Origin of the sequence: Nocardiopsis alkaliphila YIM 80379 (genome assembly GCF_000341005.1) — a bacterium.
Lineage (GTDB): Bacteria > Actinomycetota > Actinomycetes > Streptosporangiales > Streptosporangiaceae > Nocardiopsis > Nocardiopsis alkaliphila.
Genome location: NZ_ANBD01000028.1, coordinates 1 through 22,207 on the forward strand (window position 1 = coordinate 1; position 22,207 = coordinate 22,207).

The window sequence follows — 22,207 nt, forward strand, 5'->3', positions numbered from 1 at the left end:
GGTTGCGCATGTTCCCGGCCTCCAGGAACACCTTCGGCACCGTGGACAGGTTCAGCCCGCCCAGGTCCGTGCGCTCGTCCAGACCTTCGTTGGCCAGGTAGTCCGCGTACGGGATGTCGGAGCCCTCCAGGTACTCCCGTCGGATGTCCTCGGCGAGCAGTGCGGAGGGCTCAACGATCTCCTCGGTCAGCCCGTCCACTGTTCCCGGGGCGATCACGTGGAAGCCTCGTCCGGACTCGGGTCCGCCGTCCGCGTGGAGGGACAGGGCCGCGTCGGCCTCGTTCTCGTTGCCGATCGCGGCGCGTTCGTCGATACAGGGGCCGACACCGTCGTTGTCCTCGCGGGTCAGGACCACCGTGACCCCATCGGCTTCCAGACGTTCCCGAACGAGGAGGGACAGTTCCCAGTTGAACTCGTGTTCGGCGTAGCCGTTCACGCTCTCAGCGCCCACGGCGTCACAGGCCTTCCTACCGTTGCCCACGTCGACTCGGGCGTTGATCTCGTCGGGTGAGTCGGCGTTGCCGCCGTTGTGGCCGGGGTCGATCACCACCACCCGGTCGCCCAGGGGGCCGTCCCCTCGCGGGGCGGAGTCCTGTGCGGAACCATGTGTCCGGCCTTCCTCGCCGGCCTCTCCGTTCCCGTCCTCGGGGCCGGGGAGCGGTGGAGCCGCCGTGGGGTCACCGTTCGGGGCGCTGCCGGCCGGTAGGGAGCAGGCCGCGGTCCACAGCACTGTGAGCGACAGCAAGGCCAGGGCGCGGCCGGTGCGATTCCGGTGCCCTGAGGGTGCGGAATGGGGCATGCCCACAACTTAGCCGCTGAAGGCGGCCCGACCGTACCGAGAAGCTTCGGAAACGAAGCCCGCCTTCTCACGGTCATGACTTCTTCGTTGGCGGACGGTTTCCGTTTTGTGACCAAGAGGCTAGGCTCACCTTGTGGGCCGTCCACGCGCGGTCTTCCACACGTTCAGCGCATCGACCGGGTCGGGGACCTCTTCCACCTCGCCATCCGCGAAATACCGCGTCCGGCCCATCAGGTCGTGCGGACTCCCGTCCCGACGCACCGGTGTCAGGGCGGGCCCGGTCCTCGGGCCTGGCATCCCCCGATACAACAGGAGTGTTGTGGTGACTCCCGCCAAGACGTCCGTTCGTCGAGTTCTCGCCGGAGGAACCCTTCTCATGGCGCTGAGCGTGTTCGGTGTCGCCTCCGCGGTCCCCGTCTCCGCGACCCCTCTCATCTGGGCGAAGGCACAGGCATGGGTGGCCGATGGCGACCTGGTCACCGGCTATTCCACCGCGATCGGTTTCAGTGGTGACCTGGATGACCAAAGCGCCTCCGATCCGCTCTCGGGCTCGCTGGCCGAGTACGCGCGGGTGGAGGGGGAGAGTCGGAGCCTGGTGGAGGATCGTTCCGGTGCGAGCGCGCAGGCCCGCGTCGATCGGGCCCGGGTCCGGGTCGGTGTGGAGGACCTGATCGAACTCGGCATGATCGGCGTGCCCGAAGGCGTGGATCAGCCGTCGGTCGAAACCTCGGAACGGCCGGAGGAGACCGAGGGTGAGCGGGGGACTTCGGAGGGGCCGAACGCCCCCACGGATGATTCCGACGATGGGGAACGGCAACGGGCGGACGAGCCCGCGCCGCGGGCCCCCTTCCCGGAATCGGAGACCTCGCCCAGTGCCTCACCGACGCCGGAGGACGTGGTGCTCCTCGGCGAAGGTGAGTCGGAGAACGTTTCCACGGACGGCAACACGGTCGAGTTCACCGTCGAGGACGTGCGTGGTACCGCGACCGCCGGGTATGACGGTCGAACCGAAGCAAGCCTGGAGTACGGCGAACTGACCGCCTTCGGCGCCCCCGTCCCCGGGGCCGGGGACGAAGGGGGCGAATACGTGGCGGAAGAGGTCCTGGAGGTCTTCGACGCCGATGGTGAGACGGTCGACGAGGTGCCCGTCGGTATTCGTTTCCTGGTCCAGGAAAGTACCTTCGAGGACGACCACGAGGACTGGGAGGGGCGGGGAATCCGCTCCGCGCTCACGGTGTGGGTTCAGATCGGTGACCCTGAGGACGGCAAGGGGTTCGCGGTCGACTTCGCCCACGTCTGGGCGATCGGTTCCACGCACGTGGTCGGAGCGGAGGCCGACCCGGATGGCGACGAGCCCGCCGATGCGGCTCAGGATCGGATCACATCCCCGAGCAACCGATTGGCGACCACCGGCGGCTCGGTCGCGGCGCTGATCACCGCGGCGGTCGTGGCGGTCGGTGGTGGTGTGAGCGCGACCTTCCTGGCCCGTAAGCGCACCACCGCCATGGACGATCGGATCGAGGACTGAAGCCGACCGCGCGGGGAATTCCGGTCGGAACCCGAACCCTGGTTCCGGACAGGAATGACGATGAGGCCGCTGCTCGACATCGACTGCTGGTCATGTCCGGGAAGAAGCCCCAAGGGCGTCTCGTCGGGAAGACAGAAGAAGGGGCGAATCACACCGTGTTCGGGTGATCCGCCCCGCAAACCTCTTGTCAGTAGCCGGAGGGCGTCCGGCTGCTCCCCCCGGAATCGGCACAGACCGCGGAGATCACTCCGTGCGCTGGCTGGGGATACCGGCGAGCAGGGCACGGACCTCGGTCTCGCGGTAGCGGCGGTGGCCGCCCAAGGTGCGGATCGAGGTGAGCTTGCCCGCCTTGGCCCAGCGTGTCACGGTCTTGGGGTCCACGCGGAACATGGTGGCAACCTCGGCGGGGGTCAACAGGGGCTCCGCCTCGGGCGTGCGAGTCGACATGTGTACGGCCTCTCCTCCTGGATCTGTGTGCCGATCCTTGAGCCTTTTTCCTGGCACTTGGCCCGGATGTCCAATATGTTCTCTAGGTCCATATTGATACCACCCGAGGTGATTGCGCGACCACACCAAGCAACTTTGCACGCGGGAGGCCAACGAAAGCCGCCCGTGGTCGCGTCACGCTAAGTGATTCTAGCGACACGTTTAGTGGCATGTGGCGTATTCGGTCAAAACTTCGTTCTCAGGCCTCGTTTTTCTCGATCCGGAGTGCCCGAAGTGCTAGGGCGGACCTGACCGAAATCCGTGCGCCGAGTGTGGAGGGGTGGGGTGGAGTCATGGCGGGCCACCCTGGGGGAGGGGTGGAGCGGTTCGGCGCCTTGGGCGCCCGGTCGCTTTCGCTGATGGGTCGGGTCACGTGGATGTGCGGCGTGGTAGGACTTTCGTGATTACTCAGGGTGCGGACAGTGACCGACTCACTACAGTCTACTCCGATCCCTATCGGGCGTTATGCCCAGTTTCACCGCGCTTGATGGCGTGCTCGGGAGGGGCCGGGCCCCACGCCATCACCACGTGCGCAAAGACCTCCGAAGAAGAACGAGAAACCTGGTGTACCAGGTTGCTTCCCGGCGTGGCGTTCGATGTCTTCCGCCCTGAGATGACGACATCACCAGAGAATCGTCTTTGAAAAATCGGCGATCTCGTAACTCTCAGTTGGCGTGCTCCAGGGCTCGCACCGACCTCCAACGATGGGTGATCCGTTTTCGCAGTCGCACCACCCGTCCACCATCGCCCTTGGCCAGTGCCTCGATCGCGTCGGAGATTTCGGCCACCGAACGGTCCTCGTTCAGGTGGTCGTCGCTGAGCAGATGGGGGAGTCCTCCGTAGTCCAGTTCGAGGAGGGACGCGGGATGCGCCACGGCCTCCAGCCAGGTCATGAGTTCTTCCGTGGACTTGGAGACGGCGTGCTCTCCGATGTTGTCGCGCAGGACCATGGCCGTGTGCTCCAACCTGTGTCGGGCCTGCGCGGTCCGGGTGAGGTACAGCAGCGTCCTGGTGGTGCCCGATGACAGCACCAGGCACCGCTCCTGGTGCTCGAAGGGAACGAACCATGGCACCGGAATCGTCCAGTTGCTCGATAGGATGCCCGGTGGGGTCCGTGCCCCCGACCCACGCCACCGGCGGTAATCGGCCGCGACTCGAAGGGCCTCCCGGGAGGGGACGAACGCCTCGGCCAAGGGCTTGGGAGTGGCGGAGGAGAACTCGGCGAAGGCCCGCCAAGAGCGTAACCGCGTCTGCCGAGGACACACGTACAACCGATCGTCCACGCGGCGCAGGTAGGCCTCCCGACTCTCCTGGGCCGGTGCCACCACTGGTGGTGAAGTGATGATTCGTCCCAGGCTCTCGGTCTGTTCGGCGGCCAGCGCGTTGATCCGCTCAGGAAGACCCTTGGACGCCGCGTACCTCTCCCAGTACTCACGGTCATAAGGAGAGAAGGACGTGATCGGCTGGTAGACGCGGAGATAAGCGGTGTAGGGCAACACGATCGCATCGTGGCACAGATCGTTGCCTCTGGCACCAACCGTGAGTCGTGCCTGGTAGGAAGGCCTTTCGGGTGGGCACCACACCCATCACACCCGGGGGGCGTAGGCACGGCGCGGTCCGACCAGGTACGGTTGTGTGTGTACGTAAGCTGACGCCTGACGTCAGTCGCGTTGACGGCGGTCAGCCTGGTACTGCGGGTTAGTAAGTGATCTGGGGTTCGTCGGAACCCAATCGTTGAGGGGGTCGAGCCAATGGGGCGCGGCCGAGCCAAGGCCAAGCAGCAGAAGGTCGCCCGGAAGCTCAAGTACAGCACCGGGGGGACCGACCTTGATCGGCTGCGGTCGGAGCTGGGTGTCGCTGAGAACGAGGGGTCTACCGTCGGGCCGTCAGGTCCGGACGACCCCTATGGTGAACCTCACGACGACCTGGTCGACCGTTACGCGGATCTTGCCGATAAGTACTCGGATTCCGATAAGTAGTCATACGTCGCTGAGACTTTCAGGTCGCTCGGACAACAACCGCTGACCTGTAGCGGCTACGGGTTCCAGATGGAAACCGTCGCGGACAGGTGGATATAGCCGGTGCGAACCACGCGAGTGGTTCGCACCGGCTATATTCGCGTCCGTTTTTCTCACGCGGTCCGGTACTCGCCGTTCAGTACGGCGCGGCCGGAACCCTTCCGCACCATGCCCAGCCGCCAGGCCGGGACGTCGCGTTCGGTGAGCAACCGGAGCGCGCGTTCGGTGTCTTGCTCCGCGACGATCGCCACCATCCCCACGCCCATGTTGAACGTGGCCTCCATGTCCTCGCGGGAGATCCGGCCCTTCTCGGCCAGGTAATCGAAGACCGGAAGTGGGGCCCAGGTGGAGCGGTCCAGGTCGGCGTCCAGGTCCTTTGGCAACGAACGGGAGAGGTTGGCCTCCAACCCACCACCGGTGATGTGGGAGTAAGCGTGCACCTCCACCGCGTCGGTCAACGCCGCACAGTCCTTGGCGTAGATCCGGGTCGGGGTGAGCAGGACTTCGCCCAACACCCCACCCAACTCGGGAACCGCCGCGTGCAGGTCCAGGTCGGCGCTGTCCACGATGCGCCGCACCAGCGAATAACCGTTGGAGTGCGGGCCCGAGGCACCCATCGCGATCACGACGTCGCCCTCACGCACCCGGTCCGGTCCCAAGATGGCGTCGCCCTCCACGACACCGGTGCCGGCGCCGGCCAAGTCGTACTCCTCGGGTTCCATCACCCCCGGGTGCTCGGCGGTCTCCCCACCGATGAGCGCGCACCCCGCCTGGTGGCAGCCCTCGGCTATCCCGCCGACGATCTCAGCGATCTTCTCGGGCACCACGGCGCCGGTCGCGATGTAATCGGTCATGAAGAGCGGTTCCGCGCCACTGACGACCAGGTCGTCGATGACCATCGCGACCAGGTCGACGCCGATCGTGTCGTGCCGGTCCATCTGCCGGGCCAGCAGGATCTTGGTGCCCACCCCGTCGGTGGAGGTGGCAAGGACGGGGTCCTTGTACTTGGCCGTGTCCAAGCGGAACAGGCCCGCGAAACCGCTGGCGTCGGTGACCTGCTCGGGTCGGCGCGTACGCGCGACGTGACGCTTCATCAAGTCGACGGCGCGTTCACCGGCGGCGATATCGACACCCGCCGCCGCGTACGCGCCCGTCGTCCCTGTGCTGTCGGCTGCCCCGCGAGTTCTCCTCATGTCTTTCGGTGATCTGCTCGGGTCGTTCCGTCGCCTCGTTCGGAGGGCACATCGAAGGATCCGGCCGGACGGATGGGACGTGAGGGGCCGGACGGCCCTTCACGCGCGAGTCACTTGGGGCTGCTCGCCAGCGTGGAACCCTCAGGGGTACCGCAGACCTTCTCCAACAGGTACTTTCCCTGGGAGTCGGCATCGACCTGGAGCGGGTAGACCCCGTCGAAGCAGGCGCGGCACAGTTGGTCCTTGGGCTGCTCCGAGGCGGCGATGAGCTCGTCCAGGTCCACGTAGGCCAAGGAGTCCGCGTCGACGGACTCGGCGATCTCCTCGACCGACAGGTTGGCCGCGATGAGTTCGGCGCGGGTGGCGAAGTCGATGCCGTAGTAGCAAGGCCACAGCACGGGCGGGCTGGAGATCCGCACGTGCACTTCGGCGGCGCCCGCGTCGCGGAGCATCCGGACCAGGGCACGCTGGGTGTTGCCGCGCACGATCGAGTCGTCCACGACCACCAGACGGCGACCCTCGATGACCTCGCGAAGCGGGTTGAGCTTGAGTCGAATACCCAACTGGCGCAGCGTCTGGCTGGGCTGGATGAAGGTGCGCCCCACGTAGGAGTTCTTCACCAGACCTTGGGCGAAGGGAATGCCACTGGCCTCGGCGTAACCCACCGCGGCGGGGGTGCCGGACTCGGGGACCGGGATGACCAGGTCGGCGTCGACAGGGTGCTCCCGGGCCAGCCGGCGTCCGACCTCCACACGGGTGGAGTTGACGTTGCGTCCGGTGATGGTGGTGTCCGGACGGGCCAGGTAGACGTACTCGAACAGACAGCCCTTGCGCTGCACCTCGGCGAAACGTCGAGATCGCACACCGTCGCCGTTGATGATCAGGAGTTCGCCGGGATCGATCTCCCTCACGAGTGTGGCGCCCACGATGTCGAGTGCGGCGGTCTCACTGGCCACGACCCAGCCTCCGGCGCCGGAGGTCTGGCCGAGGCGGCCCAGTACGAAGGGTCGGATGCCCTGCGGGTCACGGGCGGCGTAGAGGGTGTCCTCGTCCATGAACACCAGTGAGAAGGCGCCTTTGACCTGGGGGAGTAGCTCCATCGCCGCGTCCTCCACCGGCTGGCCGTCCTTGGCCCGCGCGGCGAGCAGGTTGGTGACCACCTCGGTGTCCGTGCCGGCGCCGTGACGCCGGTCGGGCAGCATCGAGGCCAGCTCCGGAGTGTTGACCAGGTTGCCGTTGTGGGCGAGTGCCAGGCCACCCTCACGTGCGGTGTAGAACGTCGGCTGCGCGTTCTCCCACACGGGTGCCCCGGTGGTGGAGTAACGACAATGACCGATCGCGAGGTGGCCTCTGAGGGAGTCGAGTGTCGCCTCGTTGAAGACCTGGGAGACCAAGCCCATGTCCTTGTAGACGACGATCCGCTTTCCATCGCTCGTGGCGATGCCCGCGGATTCCTGTCCGCGGTGCTGGAGCGCGTAGAGACCGAAGTAGGTGAGCTTGCTGACTTCTTCGCCGGGTGCCCAGACCCCGAAGACACCGCAGGCGTCTTGCGGTCCGCGTTCGAGCGGATCGAGGTCCGTGGAGAGCCGGCCGTCGGAGTACGGCACACGCAAAGCTTATCCGTTGGAGAGGGAGGACCGGCCAACCGGGGTCATACGTCCCTTTCGTTCCGCCACAGGGGTAGGTGGTCGGACAGGTCGGCGCGCACTCCAGTGGCCCCTACGTCGTGTTCGGTGACCGCATCGGCCCAGTCCCTTCGACCGATGGCCAACCGCAGCCAGGTGATCGGATCGGTCTCGACCACCCCGGGCGGGGTGCCTCGGGTGTGGCGAGGGCCCTCGATGGCCTGGACCGCCCCGTACGGCGGTACCCGCACCTCCAGGCTGTGCCCCGGAGATCGGTCCGCCAGCACCGCCAGGCTGCATCGCACGGCGGCCTTGAGCAGTGCCCGGGGCGGGTTCTCCAGGCGTAGGGCAAGGCGTGCGCACGCCTGGACCGCCTCCTCGTCGGAACCGGAGAAGGTGGGTTCGTCGAGAAGGGAGAGTTGTTCGTCCAGAGCCGTGCGCAGGCGCCGCACGGAATTCGGGGTGAGCGCGGAAGGCATGTGCGAAGCCTACGGGTGGTATGGACCGGAACCCGGATCACCGACCATCGGATGGATGAACGAGGAGGGTACTTGTCATGGCCAATGAATGGACCCAAGGTGGACATCGGGAAGCCACAAGGGAGTGTCGACCCTTCTTCGTCCCTCTGGGTGATTCCTGTCTCAGTGCGCGGCTGGCCGGCGGAGGCCGGACAAGGTAGCGTCCCGAAGCGTCCCGGTGTCGTTGAGATTGGGAGGATTGCGGTGGAACCCGCGCCCCGTGGCGTTCCCCGTACCGACACAGGCAGATGAACACAGGGTGACCCGGGCCGGCCCAGGTCTCCCCCGAGCGGGGGCCGAACCGGGCAGATCCCACACTGTCGTGCTGAAACAACTGATCAGCGCACTTAGCATCCACCAAGGAAGACCACCGCACCATCGGGAGAACGACGTGCGCCTGCGCTTGCGCCCGCGTGATGACAGTTACTACGAGATGTTCACCGACTCGGCGAACAACCTGGTCATCGGAGCCCGCCTCCTGGTGGAACTGATGAGCGATGGGGCCGACCGAGAAGCGATCACCGAGAAGATGCGTGCCTGCGAGCACGCCGGTGACGATGCGACCCACGCCATCATGCGCCGACTCAACAAGAGTTCGGCGCCTCCGCTGCATCGTGAGGACATCTACCGGCTGGCCTCCAACCTGGACGACGTCATGGACTCCATGGAGGCCGCCGTCGACCTCATCGGTCTGTACGGGTTGGAGCGGCTTCCCAAGGGCATCATCGACCAGATCGAGGTGCTCGAACGGGCGGCCGAACTCACCGCCGAGGCGATGCCCCGGTTGCGATCGATGAAGGACCTGACCCGGTACTGGATCGAGATCAACCAGCTGGAGAACCAGGCCGACCGCATCTACCGCAAACTCCTCGCCCACCTCTTCAGCGGTGAGTACGACGCCCTCACCGTGCTCAAGCTCAAGGACGTGATCGAGGAATTGGAGACCGCCGCCGACGCCTTCGAGCACGTCGCCAACACGGTGGAGACCATAGTCGTCAAGAACAGCTAGGGATGTCGCTCCGGAATCCCGTCCTGGTCGACGTAGGCCTCCAAAGTGATGGCCAAGGCCAACCTGGCGCGTGGACTGTCCAGGTTCAGCGAGGCCACTTCCGCCATCCGACGCATCCGGTGCCGCACGGTGTTCGGATGCACCCCCAGCTCGCCGGCGGCCTCGTTCGGATCTCCCTGAGCCCTCAGCCACGCACGCAGCGTCTCGGCGTACCGGGTGCCGTGCTCGGTGTCGTGCCGGGCGAGCTCGGCGACCGGGCCGTCCGCGGGCCGGCGCCCGGAGGCCGAGGCCATGCGCAACCGGTGCACCAACACCTCGTCCCAAGACTCGTCGTAGGCCGGTACGGGTCGCGACGCACCACCGGGTCGGGAGGCGTGCAGGGCGAGACTCTCGTCCGCCTCACGGCGGCTGGCCGGGAGACGGGCCAGGTCCGCCGGGGCTCCGATACCGGCGTTGACCACCACGTGCACCGGCAGTCCCCGCGTGGTCTGACTCACCCAGTCTCGGGCCGGCGCCGGGTCCGCGCCACAGGGCAGCACCGTGTAGACCGTGCTGCCGAACACCGCACTGCGCCCCGGGCGCGACCACCCGAACCCGGTGGTGGCGCGTTCGAAGGTCATCAACGCGGCGGAGTGGCGTTCGTCGGGGGTGTGCGCCTGCAACGCGATGACCCGGTGGGAGGTCAAGGCCAGGCCCAGCCGCCCCGCTGCCTCGGTCGGGTCCACGGCCCCTTCCAGCAACCGGCTGACCAGATCCGATTCCACCTGACGTTCCAGGTCCGCGCTCACCCTGGTGCGCAACATGTGCAGTGCGACGGTCCGCACGGCCTCCGAGAGCAGCGCGGAACACTCCGGGTCCGGGGGCCTCTCGCGCACGATCCACAAGGAACCCAGGTACTCGCGGCCCACGCGCACCGCCACGGCCGTGCGCGCGCCCAGGCCCAGCTCCGGTTCCGCGGGCAGGTATCGGGGCTCGGACGAGGACGCGAGGTGGGCGGTGACCCCGGCGCGTTCCAGGTGGCGTTGGATCTTGTCGGGTACGCGCCTGCCCAGGATGGTGTCCAAGCGGGCCCGGTCCGTGTCGATCTGACGCTGGGAGTAGGCGAGGAGTCGATGACGGGGGTCCTCGATGGTCACCGGGGCCGCCACCCGGTCGGCGATGGTGTCCGCGAGCGCGAAGAGGTCGGCGGGCCCACGTCCCGCTTCGGTTTCGCCACCCTCCAGCACCAATCCGTAGACCACCCCGGCGATCTGGCCCCAGGCCACCGACGGGTCCACGATCAACAAAGCCACCCCCCGTTTCCGTGCGACGGCCGCGGCCTCCGAGAACGGCTCCCCGGTCTCGTCCGCCTCCGGGACGTGCGAGGGACGGGCCACCGCGGCCACCGCGCCGGCGCGCACCGCGAGCGCGACCGCCCGCAACGGGTCGGTCACTCCTACCGCCAAGAGGATGTCGCCCTCCTCCGAGCCTCCGGGGTCGTGCAGGGCCACTCCGCGCAGTGCCGTCCCGGATGGGGGCCGTGCCCCCACCAATCGGGCCCCATACGTGCCCAGGATGGTGACCAACCGGTCCAAAAGGACCATCGCGCCGCCTCCCATTGTTCGGACTCCACTCCAGAGTAGGGCGAGATTGTCCTGCCGGAACAAGATCAAGGCGGAGAGTGAGGGGCAAACTCGATAGGGGATGCGGAACCGTATCCCCCCGTCGTCGTGCACAGGGAGCAATGCCCATGTCCGGGAAGGGCGCGAGAGTGCCGCGTACCGTCATCGTCGTCGGCGCCGGAATCGTGGGCCTCTCGACCGCCTGGTACCTCCAGCGGTATGGAGTCGGGGTCACGGTGGTCGAGCGTGACACGGTCTCCTCGGGTTCGTCCTGGGGCAACGCGGGCTGGATCGCTCCTGGTCTGACCATCCCCCTGAACGAGCCTGCGGTATTCGGCCACGGTCTGCGCGCGTTGCTCGACCCGAACGCGGCGTTGTCCATCCCGCCCACCACCGACACCGGCCTCCTGGGTTTCCTGGGAGCCTTCGCGCTCAACAGCAGACGCTCCACGTGGGAACGGGCCCTGAACGGCAACACCCCGCTGAGCTCGGTGAGCCTGGACGCCTTCACCGAACTCGTCGAGGCGGGCGTTGGGATGCAGGACGGGCCCAAGACCGAGGAAGCGCCGATCACCGCGCTCTTCACCAGTGAGAAGCGGGCCGCGCACCTGCTCATGGAACTGGACCAGATGCGTGCCACGGGGCTTCCGCTGTCCTACTCCGCCCTGGACCGGAACACCGTGCGTGAACAGAGTCCGTTCATCTCCGGAGCCGTTCGCGCGGGGGTGCGGATCGACGGACAGCGTTACGTCAACCCGGGACTGTTCACCCACGCCCTCGCCGACCACGTACGTGGCCGCGGCGGCAGCATCATCGAGAACTTCAGGGTCACCGGGGTGGAGGCCCACGGGAACGGGCTTCGACTTCGTTCCGCCCATGGGGAGAGCCAGAGCGCGGACGCCGTCGTGTTCGCCACCGGTGCCTGGCTCGGTCGCCAAGGGCGCCCCTGGGGGGTCACCGTCCCCCTACGGGCGGGCCGCGGCTACAGCTTCACCTCTCCGACCACCGGTTCGGTCCCCGGGCCGCTCTACCTGCCTGAGGCCAGGGTCGCCTGTACACCCCTCGCCGAAGGGCTGAGGGTCGCCGGAACCATGGAGTTCCGCGACATCGAGGCCCCGCTCTACCAGGCTCGGATCGATTCCATCGCCACCTCGGCCGCCCCATATCTGACCGGGGTGGACCTGGACAGGCGTACCGACGAGTGGGTGGGATCGCGCCCGGTCACCGCAGACGGCCTACCCCTGATCGGGGCCACCCGGATCCCCGGCCTGTACGTGGCCGGCGGCCACGGGATGTGGGGATTCACCCAGGGCCCCGCCACCGGCCGCCTGCTCGCCCGAGCGGTGGCGACCGGCGACACCCCGGCGTCCATGCGCCCCTTCGATCCACTCCGGTGAACGACGAACCTCGTCCACCGGGCGCCCCACCGAACACCGGCGGGGCGCCCTTCCTCTTCCAAGGAGAGAACACGATGTCACACGCCGACCGCGTTTGGCTCACGCCGAGCGCCCACCGCCGGCTCACTGTGGAGTTGGCGATCCTCAATGGCACCGCCGACCCCGCCGAGGCGGAGGCTCTAGGGATTCGCCTTCCCGAGGGGAAGGAGGCCCGGGAGTCACGCGTCCACAAGTTGGAGGAGCTTCTCAAGGACGCGGTGACCGGTGAGGCCCCGCCGGACGATGGTGTCGCCGAACCCGGCATGGTCCTGACGGTGCGCCATGGCGACGAGACCGAGACGGAGACCTTCTTGCTCGGGCTCCGCGAAGGCGCGAACGAGGAGGAGCTGAGCGTGTACTCGCCTCAGTCTCCGATGGGTCAGGCCCTGTTGGGCGCCGCCCGGGGAGAGGAACGCTCCTACAAGGTCCCTAGCGGCAAGACCGTTCGCGTGACCTTGGTGGACGCGGTGCCGTACCAGGCCTGACGATCGAGGGCCGCCCGCCAGGGCGGCCCTTGGTCGCCCTCAGGGCGCCTGGCCTTCGAAGACCAAGGCGGGGTAGAGCGAGCGTCCCTGTTCGTCGATGAACTCCAGGCTCCATCGGAGCGTCGGGTCGTCCTCGGCGGCCCAACAGTCCTCGTCCCAGCTCCCGGACTCATCCGGGGCCAAGAACATGGGCGGATTGAGGGCCTCGCCCAAGAGCGGTCCGGAGGATTCCCGCAACGGATCGCCCACGGAGCAGTCGGTGAGGATCGATCCGGTGTGGATCCGCTCATCGGTGCCGTTGGTGATCTCGATCGTCCAGGCGTAGTAGTCGTCCCCTTCGTCCTCGGACCCCTCCTCGACGGGTTCCTCTTCACTCGTTTCCCCCTCAGCGGACTCCTCATCGAGCGGGTCGTCCTCCACCGTGGGGGGACCCTCGTCGCTCGACCCTTCTTCGCCCGGTTCCTCTTCCGGGGACTCCCCCTCGATGGCGGTGGGATCGTCGGTCGAGTCCTCGGCCGTCTCCTCCTCCACGGGCTCGGTCTCATCGAGTCCTTCCATGGATTCGTCATCGGTGGATCCGTCCCCGTCCGGGGCCTCTTCGGCCGGGTCCTCCTCACCGGTGGCGTCGGAGCGTTCGGGCGTCGGCTCGGTTCGGCGTTCCACGGGGCTCATGGTGACGGTGAAGCCGTCCTCGAAGCGATGGCTCCCGCCGAGCTCCAGCATGATCGGCTCGGAGCCCTCCTCCTGGGTGGTCTCTCCTTCGCCTCCTTCGGGGGTGTCCGGTTCCTCGTCACCGGTCGCGGGGGGTGTGTGTCGGCCCCCTGACCCGGAACCGTTACCGTTACCGCCCGAACCACCTTCGCCGCCCTGGCCGCCACCGCCTCCCGAACCGGAGCCTCCACCACCGCCTTCGCCACCCTGGCCGCCACCGCCTCCCGAACCGGAGCCGCCGCCAGCGGAGTCCTCGTCGGACCGCTGTTCTTCACCGGTGGTCGTGATGGTTCCAAAATCGCAGGCGGCCCCGGTGACGACGAGCAGGAACGCCGCGCCCGGAGCCATCATGGAGACACGCATGAGCCCTCCCCTCCAATAAAGGGGACATTAGCCCTCAAAGCGTCATAATCGGGTCAATTGGCCAGGATTGGACGAAAGTGTCCGATGGGGCAACCAAAACGGTGAGGGGAAGGATCACAAACCCTGGATCGCATGAGCGGGCTCGGTGGATCGGGACAACAACGCCACCAGATACTCGTAGAAACCCTCGGCGTCGATCTCCTCGATGACCTGGGCGTTGGCCTTAAGGCCATGCACGCCCCAGGACATGGCGGAGTAACCGCGAGTCAGCTCCCCGGCGGTCTCCACGTCCACGTGGTAGGGCGAGACCTTTCGCACCAGTTCGGGGTGGAGCAGGAGAGCGGCGGTCAGGGAATCGGGATGCGTGGTGCCGTCGATACCGACCTTGCGGTCGAAGTCCAGGGTGGCCGCGCACACTCGGGTGAAGAAGGCCGACAATGGGGTCCCCAACGCGGCGATCCGATCCAGCTTCCGCCGGCCGAACACCGCCTGGCGCAGGGTCAGCGGGTCCCAGGGCACCACGGTGATGTCGAACCCGGCCGAGAACACCGCCTTGGCGGCCTCGGGGTCGACGTAGAAGTTGAATTCGGCTGCGGCGGTGATGTTGCCCCGGCCGTTGTTGGAGCCGCCCATGACGTACAGCGACTTGACGTTGTCCACGAAGGCGGGGTCCTTCGCCGAGGCCATGGCGATGTTGGTGAGGGGTCCGATCGCCACGATCGACAGTTCCCCGGGCCGTTCCGCCGCCATACGGACGAGGGCGTCCACGGCGTGCTCGGAGTCGGGCTCCGGCCCGGAGTGGTCCATGTACAGGCCACCGGAGCCGTCACCGTGCACGTTCTCCGCACTCACCCACTCGCGCACCAGAGGCCGCCGACAGCCCAGGTAGAGGGGCACCTCCCCGAAGCGCCCGGCCACGTTCAGCGTCAGGAACGCGTTGCGCACCTGCTGCTCGAACCCCACGTTCCCGGCGACCATGGTGATCGCCCGCAGGTCCGCCCGCGGGTCGAGCAACCCGACCAGCAAGGCCACGCAGTCGTCCTGCGCGGTGTCGGTGTCGATGATGAGCGCGGTGGCCATGGGTTTTCCGTTCGTAGAAGTGGCCGAAGCGGTCTTCCGTACCACCGGGCCGGTGCGCCGAACCGCTGTCATGTCGGATCAGCCGAAGCGGCCGGTGATGTAGTTCTCGGTGTCCTTCTGCTCGGGGCGGGTGAAGATCTGGTTGGTCTCACCCATCTCGATCAGCCTGCCGGGCTTACCGGGAGCCGAGAGGTTGAAGAAGGCGGTTCGATCGGACACTCGCGCGGCCTGCTGCATGTTGTGGGTGACGATCACGATCGTGTAGTCCTCCTTCAGGTTGTGAATGAGGTCCTCGATCGCCAGCGTCGAGATCGGGTCCAGCGCCGAGCATGGTTCGTCCATCAACAACACGGACGGTTTGACGGCCGTGGCACGCGCGATGCACAGACGCTGTTGCTGGCCACCGGACAGGCCCGCACCGGGCTTGTCCAGCCGGTCCTTGACCTCTTTCCAGAGGTTGGCGCCGCGCAGCGACTCCTCCACCAGGTCGTCCGCCTCGGATTTGGACATCCGCTTGTTGTTGAGCCGTGCCCCGGCGATCACGTTGTCGTAGATCGACATGGTGGGGAAGGGGTTGGCCTTCTGGAAGACCATGCCGATCTCGCTGCGGACCAGTACCGGGTCCACGTCGGGTCCGTAGATGTCCAGATCGTCCAAGAGCACCTTGCCCTCGGCCCGGGCGCCAGGGGTGACCTCGTGCATCCGGTTGAGGGTCCGCAGGAAGGTGGACTTGCCACAGCCCGAGGAGCCGATGAACGCCGTCACCGACCGCGGCTCGATGGTCATGGTCACGTCCTCGACCGCGAGGAAGTCGCCGTAGTAGACGTGCAGTCCGGAGACGTCGATTCGTTTCGCCACAGGATGTTCCTCGTATCAGCGGGTCTTGGGTGAGAAGAAGCGGCCGACCAGACGGGCCAGGATGAACAGCAGCATGACGATCAGAACCAGCGTCAGCGCCGCCGCCCAGGCCCGCTCGTAGTTGACGGCCCCACCCATGCGGAACTGGGAGTAGATGAACACCGGAAGGTTCATCATCTGGCCGTCGAAGAGGTTCCAGTTGATGGAGACGGCCGACGAACCCGCGGTGAGGACCAGGGGTGCCGTCTCACCGATAACACGCGCGATGGCCAGCATGATTCCGGTGGTCAGGCCGGCGGCGGAGGTGGGGAGCACCACCTTGGTGATCGTGCGCCACTTGGGTACTCCCAGGGCGTAGGAGGCCTCGCGCAGGTCCCGTGGGACCAGGCGCAACATCTCCTCGCTGGAACGGACCACGACCGGGATCATCAGCACGGTCAGCGAGAGCGCGCCCGCGGCCCCGTTGGTGTGCCCGGGGCCGAACAGGATGATCCACAGCGCCACCACGAACAGACCGGCCACGATGGACGGGATACCGGTCATGACGTCCACGAAGAACGTGATGACCTTCTTGATCCGGCCTTGGGCGTACTCGACCAGGTAGACGGCGGTGAGTACACCGATCGGTACGGCCAGCAGCGTGGCCATGCCGGTGATGGCCAGGGTGCCGACGATGGCGTGATACACGCCGCCCGCGTCCATGCTCGGCAGGACACCGTTCATCGACACGGTCAGGAAGTACGGGCTGAAGCGATCCATCCCATGGACCACGACGGTGTAGAGCAACGACACCAGCGGGGTCATGGCCACTAGGAAGCAGCCGTAGACCAGAGCGGTGACCAGACGGTCCTTGGCCTTGCGTCCGCCCTCCACGCGCACGGACGTGGCCACGATGATGGCCGCGTAGGCCACCGCGGTCATCAGGGCCCACAGGATCAGGCCGAAGGACGAGAAGAGGGTCAATACCCCGGCGACCACCACGGCGCAGCCGGCCAACAGGGCGGCCGGAAAGCGACGAGGCAGGGTACCGGAGCGCAGGTCGAACTTGTTGCCGCCGGTCTTGGAACCGGGGGCGGGAGGCTGCGTGGTCCTCGTGCTCATGCGGACTCCTTGTTGCCCCGTGCCACGACGTAGCGGGCGCCCATGTTGACGGCGAGGGTGATGGTGAACAGCACCAGGCCGGCGGCGATCAGCGCGGAGACTCCGTAGCCGGTGGCCTCGGGGTACTGGAGCGCGATGTGCGCGGCGATGGTCTGGTTACCGCTCTGCAACAGGTTGAAGGAGATCGCCAGGGACGGAGAGAGGATCATGGCGACGGCCATGGTCTCGCCCAGCGCGCGCCCCAGACCGAGCATGGCACCGCCGACGATGCCGGACTTGCCGAAGGGCAGAACGGCCAGGCGGATCATCTCCCAACGGGTGGCGCCCATGGCGAGCGCGGCCTCACGGTGTCCCTGCGGGACCTGATGGAACACGTCGCGCGACATCGCGGTGATGATCGGCAGGATCATGACGGCCAAGACGATGCCGGCGGTGAGCAGGGTTCGACCGGAGGTGGAGGAAGGGCCGGCGAACAACGGGATCCAGCCCAGGTAGCGGGTCATGCCCTCGTAGACGGGGACCAGCTGTGGGGCGAGCACCATCATGCCCCAGAGGCCGTAGACCACGCTGGGGATCGCGGCGAGCAGGTCGACCAGGTAGCCGAGTGTGGCGGCGAGCCTGCGGGGCGCGTAGTAGACGATGAACAGGGCGATGCCGATGGCGATCGGAGTGGCCAGCAACAGCGCGATCGAGGCCGCCAGAACGGTACCGAAGGCCAGGGCGGCCACACCGAAGGAGGGGTTCTCCCGGGTGTTGGCCTCCCACGACTGGTCGGTCAGGAAGTTCGAGGTGTTGGCCAGCAGTGAGGGCCAGGCCTGGATCACCAGGAAGGCCGCGACACCGGCGAGGATCACCAGGATCAGCAGGCCCGAGCCTCGGGCGAGCCCGGCGAAAACGACATCGCCGATCCGGCGCTTGCCCGTGGGCGGTGGTGCCGCCTTGGGCGCGTCCGTGGTCGTCATGGGTTCTCCGGTTCGGAAAGTGGTTTCGGGCCGGTCACTCGGGTCCTGGATCTCGCCGGTACGGCCGTGGACCGCGCTGGAGACGACCGCCGAATCGCGGTCGGCGCGCGGAGGACGTCCATACCGCGCCGAATGTGAAGGTAGGCCTCAGAAGTGACCAGTTCTCCCAGAGAAGGTGAACGCGAGGTGAACGCCGCGCCGCACACCCGTGGCGCCAAGGGGTTCGCCCGGTGAATGTGACATCCCCCACGTGGAGCTGGGCGTCGCGGTCGGACGTCGCGGCGCCCTCAGGCCCCTCGACCGGGCGCGTACATCACGTCGGTGTCCCACATGGAGAACCCGAGGGTCTGGTAGAGGCGCACCGCGGTCCGGTTGTCACCGTCCACGTACAGGTGTACCCAGGGGAGCCCGGCGTCGCGCAGGTACCGTAGTCCGGCCAGGGTCAGGGCGCGTCCCAGGCCGGTGCCCCGCCAGGCGGGGTCCACCCCCACCACGTAGACCTCGCCGACGGGTTCGTCGTCGCTCAGACCGGCTCCGTCGGAGTGGACCTTGGTCCAGTGGTAGGCGGCGATCGCGCCGGTGTTGGTCACCGCGACGAAGAAACCCCGTGGGTCGAACCAATCCTCGATCTCTCGCTGGAGCAGGTCGTCGAGGGTGAGGGAGCCCTGTTCGGGGTGGGCGGCGAAGGCCCGGGCGTTCGCGTCCAACCAGGCCTGTTCGTCCTGGCCGACGACGAAGGGCCGGATCAGCACCTTCTCGGCGACCTCGGGACGCAACTCGGGTTCGGGCAGTTCGGGGGCCTTCCAAGGGCCACCGGGTACCTCTGGCCCCAGGTCTCGTAGGGGCATCCGCATCTTGTGGAGTTCACGGACCGAAGACCAGCCGGCCGCCTGCGCCACCGAGACGGCTCCGGGGGTGCGCCCGTGCGCCCACACCCGTACCCCCCTCGGTCCCGCGTCCTCGTGGACCGAACGCAGCAGCGCGGAACCATACCCGCGACCCCGATGGGCGGGGTCGACGACGACCTCCCCGGAGTCGGGTTCGTCCTCGCTTCGTTCGATGAAGGCGAAGCCTACGAGTCGGTCAGGGACTGAGGGGTCACGGAGTAGGTGGAAACGGCCGCTGCCGGCGGGAGCGCCGTGTCTGACCCGGAGAACGGTGTGTTCGGACAGAGGAGCGACCCCATCCGCGGCGCGGGCCGCATCGGCCAGGGTCAGAATCGGTTCGACCAGCTCGGAATCGAGGTCGTCGGTCACTAGCGGGGTGTTCATGAGCCGCCATCCTAGATCCTGTTCGACGGGTGGTCGCGCGACACCCGTGAGGCATGGCCACGTCGTTGACGGTCCCGTCCACGTCGACGCCTTCGGAGCCGTGTCGGGGCGTAGGACGGGTCAGCCCTTGCGTCGCTTGCCCTGGTAACCGCCGCTCAGTCCCAACCGGACCCGACGGGCGGGCGCCACCGGTGCGGCCAGCAACAGAGCCAGCAGGAACGCGGCGAGCAGGATCGCCGGGGTGACCGAGGAGCCCATCTCGTCGTGGTCGGCGGCGATCTCGGTCTCGGTGTCGTCCTCCTCGGAGGTGGGTGTGACCAACGGCAGGTCGGCCAAATCCTCGGCCTCGCCCGGAGCGAGGTCGGGCAGGTCGGCCTCGGTTCGTGGCAGGTCGGCCAGGTCCGTTCCGCTGGTGGGCACGTCGCTCCGGGGCGGTGTGCGGTCGGGCGAGCCTTGGCCGGGCGAGCCTTGGCCGGGTGAGCCTCGGTCGGGCGAGGTGGGCGGGCCGTGCGAGGACGGCGGGGAGGACGTGGCGGAGGGCCTCTCGGCCTCCACGTCTTCGGTGGGACGTTGGCTCGGGGTTTCGGTGGGGGTTTCGGTGGGAGTGGGGCTTGGGCTCCGGGGTGGAGTGGGGGTCGGGGTGGGCGTGGGTGAAGGTGACTTGGTGGGCTCTTCGGTAGGGGTCGGAGTGGGCGAAGGTGACCCGGTGGGCTCTTCCGTCGGCGTCGGCGTCGGTGTGGGGCTCGGCTCGGGTTCGGTGACCTCGATCGACCAGGTGGCGGAGACCGCGTTGGTCTCGGAGGAACCGTCGCACGTCCCCGATTCCTCGTTGGCCAGAGCGTAGGTCAGGGTGGCGGTGACCATGTCGTCGTCCCGGGGAGCACCGCTGACGGAACCGACCGATAGGGACTCCGTGTCCGGCTCGATCCGAATGCCCTCGAAACCCTGCACACGATACTCGGGGTCGTCGACCTTCAATTCGACCAAGCAGATGGTCAGGTCACCCTGATTGGAGACCAGGACCGGGTTGGCCGGCGCAGCCTCGCCCAGCTCGATCGTGTCCGAGGCACGAGCGAAGGAGAACGTCACCGGGGTCGGTGCGGCATGGGCGGGCGCCAGGGTGGCGACCAGGGTGGAACCGACGAAGACGGCCCCGAGCAACGCGGGAACTCGGCGTCCAGTGGTCGTGGAGGGTGCGGGGGTGGTCGCGGCGGGGACGGGCATCGGTGCGTTCTCACTCCTTTGGGTGGCGCGCCAGTGCGACTCGGTTCGCATCCGAGGGTTTCCGCCGCGCCTGTCGTAACCCGCCGGGTGCGGTCTCGATCCTAAGCTCTGATCCGGTCGAGTTCGAGCCCTGTTCCAGCCATCGTCGTCATGAATTCGATCGGGTGGGCCCCGGAGGTGACGCCGGGGCGCCCTTCCGCGCGGACGGGCACCCCGAGACGGGGCCGGGCGGACGGCTACTCGGCCGGGGCCTTCGCGGAACGGGTGGCGGGCGCACGCTCGACGGCGACGGCGGGTGCCGCGGGTGCCTTGCCAGTGGTGTCCGGAACGAATCGGTAGCCCACGTTGCGGACGGTGCCGATCAACGACTCGTGCTCCGTGCCGAGCTTGGCGCGCAGCCGACGCACGTGGACGTCGATGGTCCTGGTACCGCCGAAGTAGTCGTATCCCCAGACCTCTTGGAGCAGCTGGGCCCTGGTGAAGACACGGCCCGGGTGCTGGGCCAAGAACTTGAGCAGCTCGAACTCCTTGAAGGTGAGGTCGAGGATGCGGCCTCGTAGACGGGCGATGTAGGTGGCCTCGTCGATCACCAGATCGCCCCTGCGGATTTCGTCGGGGTCGTCCGTCCCGGAGTCGCAGGCCCCGACGGCCAGGCGGAGGCGGGCCTCGACCTCGGCGGGGCCGGCGGTGGTCAGGATGAAGTCGGGCCGGCGGTGGTCAGGATGAAGTCGTCGACCCGCCAGTCGGGGGTGAGCGCCGCGACACCGCCCTCGGTGAGGAGGGCCAAGAGCGGACAGTCCAAGCCGGTGGTGTCCAGTAGACGGCAGAAATTGCGGGCCGCCGCCAGGTCCGTGCGCGCATCGACCAGAATGGCGTCGACCGGACCCCCGGTGCCACCCGAGGTCGAGGCGAGCAGGGCACCTGCTTCGGCGGGTGCGACGCGTACCGAGTGCAGGAGGAGTCCGAGTGCGGGTAGAACGTGGTCGGACGGTTCGTTCGAGTTCGTGAGTAACAGCAGATGGCTCATGCGTCTCTTCTCGTCGGCCCGCTCGTGGCGGGCGATCGAAGGCGCCATTGCCCCCGGTGAAGATTTCTTAATATGTCGCCTCCGAGCAACATCAAGGATAATCAACAGATGGCGAAGTGCACTATCAGGTACTGGGCATCGGCGAAGGAAGCGGCAGGAACGGCCGAGGACACGGTCGATGCCGACACGCTCGAGAGCGCTCTCGAAGCGGCGCGTCGACTGCATCCGGATGACCGTTTCCTCCGTGTTCTTGATGCTTCGTCGCTTCTGGTGGACGAGCGGCCGGTCGGTAGAAGGGCACGGGATGAGGTCACGGTGGCGAAAGGGACCGTGATCGAGGTCCTACCGCCCTTCGCAGGCGGGTGAGGGGCCGGAAACGACCATGAAATCGGAGCGGAACATGACAAAAACCCCGGACTGGGCGAAGAGTGCGCGTGTGGTGATGCTCGGCAAGCCCGGGTGCCATCTGTGTGAACAGGCGTGGTCGGTCATCGGCCGGGTGACCGACGACCTCGGTGTGGACCGCGCGGAGGAATCCCTCGAGACGGTGTCGGAAGCGGATCAGGAGGAGTTCTGGGACAAGATCCCGGTGACCTTCGTCGATGGTCGTCGTCATGACTTCTGGCGGGTCTGCGAGGAGAGGCTGCGTTCGGCGCTCTCCGGCTGAGGACTCCGCCCTTCTCCCGGAACCCGCTCCTCCGGACTTTCGTGCCCCTTCCCATTTCCCTTCCCGAGTGCCCGTAAGGGGCTGCACGAGGGGTGCGCGCTTTTCTTCCCGGCGGAATGCCGTCCATGGGATCCGTCGTTTGGGCACGTCCACGAAGCACATGATTTCGTGTGAACTCCTTGGCGGGGTCTCACACGGCACCCCACTTTGTGCGTGCTTTCACAAGCGCGTAATCTGGAGTCCCC

Annotated in this window: 21 protein-coding genes and 1 pseudogene; 7 read left to right on the top strand and 15 right to left on the bottom strand. The window is 67.3% G+C overall.

What is annotated here, in order from left to right; translation table 11 throughout:
* A partial coding sequence (locus tag D472_RS0103410) for an N-acetylmuramoyl-L-alanine amidase (protein WP_017603102.1) occupies positions 1-799 on the bottom strand: 799 nt, incomplete at its 3' end.
* 376 nt (positions 800-1,175) lie between these two features.
* Here D472_RS0103410 and D472_RS0103415 point away from each other — a divergent pair.
* The gene (locus tag D472_RS0103415; protein ID WP_017603103.1) at positions 1,176-2,327 is read left to right on the top strand and encodes a hypothetical protein; all 1,152 of its coding nucleotides are present in this window, start codon (positions 1,176-1,178) and stop codon (positions 2,325-2,327) included.
* 243 nt (positions 2,328-2,570) lie between these two features.
* Here the strand turns inward: D472_RS0103415 and bldC are convergent, their stop codons facing one another.
* Both bldC and D472_RS0103425 read right to left on the bottom strand, forming a co-directional pair.
* The gene (gene bldC / locus D472_RS0103420) at positions 2,571-2,774 is read right to left on the bottom strand and encodes a developmental transcriptional regulator BldC (protein ID WP_013155387.1); all 204 of its coding nucleotides are present in this window, start codon (positions 2,772-2,774) and stop codon (positions 2,571-2,573) included.
* A gap of 704 nt (positions 2,775-3,478) precedes the next feature.
* Positions 3,479-4,312, bottom strand: a complete 834-nt coding sequence (locus tag D472_RS0103425) for a hypothetical protein (RefSeq protein ID WP_017603104.1) — start codon at positions 4,310-4,312, stop codon at positions 3,479-3,481.
* Between the two features lie 252 nt (positions 4,313-4,564).
* Here D472_RS0103425 and D472_RS0103430 point away from each other — a divergent pair, with 252 nt between their 5' ends.
* Positions 4,565-4,792, top strand: a complete 228-nt coding sequence (locus tag D472_RS0103430) for a DUF3073 domain-containing protein (RefSeq protein ID WP_017603105.1) — start codon at positions 4,565-4,567, stop codon at positions 4,790-4,792.
* A gap of 152 nt (positions 4,793-4,944) precedes the next feature.
* Here the strand turns inward: D472_RS0103430 and purM are convergent, their stop codons facing one another.
* From purM to D472_RS0103445, 3 genes are all read right to left on the bottom strand, one after another.
* Entirely contained in the window at positions 4,945-6,024 is a 1,080-nt protein-coding gene (gene purM / locus D472_RS0103435) for a phosphoribosylformylglycinamidine cyclo-ligase (protein WP_026117338.1), read from the bottom strand.
* A gap of 110 nt (positions 6,025-6,134) precedes the next feature.
* Positions 6,135-7,631 (bottom strand): amidophosphoribosyltransferase, encoded by a 1,497-nt coding sequence (gene purF / locus D472_RS0103440; RefSeq protein WP_017603107.1) that lies wholly within the window; start codon positions 7,629-7,631, stop codon positions 6,135-6,137.
* Positions 7,632-7,675: 44 nt separating this feature from the next.
* Entirely contained in the window at positions 7,676-8,128 is a 453-nt protein-coding gene (locus D472_RS0103445; RefSeq protein ID WP_017603108.1) for a sterol carrier family protein, read from the bottom strand.
* 430 nt (positions 8,129-8,558) lie between these two features.
* Here D472_RS0103445 and D472_RS0103450 point away from each other — a divergent pair, with 430 nt between their 5' ends.
* Positions 8,559-9,176: a DUF47 domain-containing protein gene (locus tag D472_RS0103450; protein ID WP_017603109.1), complete on the top strand. Its 618-nt coding sequence runs from the start codon at positions 8,559-8,561 to the stop codon at positions 9,174-9,176.
* Here D472_RS0103450 and D472_RS0103455 read toward each other — a convergent pair.
* The gene (locus D472_RS0103455; protein ID WP_026117339.1) at positions 9,173-10,759 is read right to left on the bottom strand and encodes a PucR family transcriptional regulator; all 1,587 of its coding nucleotides are present in this window, start codon (positions 10,757-10,759) and stop codon (positions 9,173-9,175) included. The genes D472_RS0103450 and D472_RS0103455 overlap by 4 nt on opposite strands.
* A gap of 146 nt (positions 10,760-10,905) precedes the next feature.
* Here D472_RS0103455 and D472_RS0103460 point away from each other — a divergent pair, with 146 nt between their 5' ends.
* Both D472_RS0103460 and D472_RS0103465 read left to right on the top strand, forming a co-directional pair.
* Complete coding sequence (locus D472_RS0103460; RefSeq protein ID WP_026117340.1) at positions 10,906-12,174, top strand: NAD(P)/FAD-dependent oxidoreductase; 1,269 nt, start codon at positions 10,906-10,908, stop codon at positions 12,172-12,174.
* A gap of 74 nt (positions 12,175-12,248) precedes the next feature.
* On the top strand, positions 12,249-12,698 hold the full coding sequence (locus tag D472_RS0103465; protein ID WP_026117341.1) for a GreA/GreB family elongation factor: 450 nt from the start codon (positions 12,249-12,251) through the stop codon (positions 12,696-12,698).
* Between the two features lie 39 nt (positions 12,699-12,737).
* On the opposite strand, the gene D472_RS28555 is transcribed toward D472_RS0103465, so the two are convergent.
* The 8 genes and pseudogenes from D472_RS28555 to D472_RS26585 form a co-directional block, all read right to left on the bottom strand.
* Positions 12,738-13,772: a hypothetical protein gene (locus tag D472_RS28555; protein ID WP_051045931.1), complete on the bottom strand. Its 1,035-nt coding sequence runs from the start codon at positions 13,770-13,772 to the stop codon at positions 12,738-12,740.
* Between the two features lie 114 nt (positions 13,773-13,886).
* Positions 13,887-14,852 carry a nucleoside hydrolase gene (locus D472_RS0103475; RefSeq protein WP_017603113.1) on the bottom strand — a complete coding sequence of 322 codons (966 nt, stop codon included), beginning with the start codon at positions 14,850-14,852 and terminating at the stop codon, positions 13,887-13,889.
* A gap of 78 nt (positions 14,853-14,930) precedes the next feature.
* Positions 14,931-15,710, bottom strand: a complete 780-nt coding sequence (gene pstB / locus D472_RS0103480; RefSeq protein WP_017603114.1) for a phosphate ABC transporter ATP-binding protein PstB — start codon at positions 15,708-15,710, stop codon at positions 14,931-14,933.
* A gap of 15 nt (positions 15,711-15,725) precedes the next feature.
* Positions 15,726-16,811, bottom strand: coding sequence for a phosphate ABC transporter permease PstA (gene pstA, locus D472_RS0103485; RefSeq protein WP_017603115.1), 1,086 nt, complete (start codon positions 16,809-16,811; stop codon positions 15,726-15,728).
* Positions 16,808-17,773, bottom strand: coding sequence for a phosphate ABC transporter permease subunit PstC (gene pstC, locus D472_RS0103490; protein WP_017603116.1), 966 nt, complete (start codon positions 17,771-17,773; stop codon positions 16,808-16,810). Before pstC ends, pstA begins: the two co-directional genes overlap by 4 nt.
* A gap of 287 nt (positions 17,774-18,060) precedes the next feature.
* Complete coding sequence (mshD, locus tag D472_RS0103495) at positions 18,061-19,044, bottom strand: mycothiol synthase (RefSeq protein ID WP_026117342.1); 984 nt, start codon at positions 19,042-19,044, stop codon at positions 18,061-18,063.
* A 120-nt stretch (positions 19,045-19,164) separates the two neighbouring features.
* The gene (locus tag D472_RS28060) at positions 19,165-20,268 is read right to left on the bottom strand and encodes a hypothetical protein (RefSeq protein ID WP_026117343.1); all 1,104 of its coding nucleotides are present in this window, start codon (positions 20,266-20,268) and stop codon (positions 19,165-19,167) included.
* Between the two features lie 236 nt (positions 20,269-20,504).
* Positions 20,505-21,295: pseudogene (locus D472_RS26585) on the bottom strand (winged helix-turn-helix transcriptional regulator).
* Between the two features lie 108 nt (positions 21,296-21,403).
* Here D472_RS26585 and D472_RS0103510 point away from each other — a divergent pair.
* Together D472_RS0103510 and D472_RS0103515 are read left to right on the top strand one after the other, a co-directional pair.
* The gene (locus tag D472_RS0103510; RefSeq protein WP_017603118.1) at positions 21,404-21,661 is read left to right on the top strand and encodes a MoaD/ThiS family protein; all 258 of its coding nucleotides are present in this window, start codon (positions 21,404-21,406) and stop codon (positions 21,659-21,661) included.
* Positions 21,662-21,695: 34 nt separating this feature from the next.
* Complete coding sequence (locus D472_RS0103515; protein ID WP_026117344.1) at positions 21,696-21,962, top strand: glutaredoxin family protein; 267 nt, start codon at positions 21,696-21,698, stop codon at positions 21,960-21,962.
* Positions 21,963-22,207: the final 245 nt, after the last annotated feature.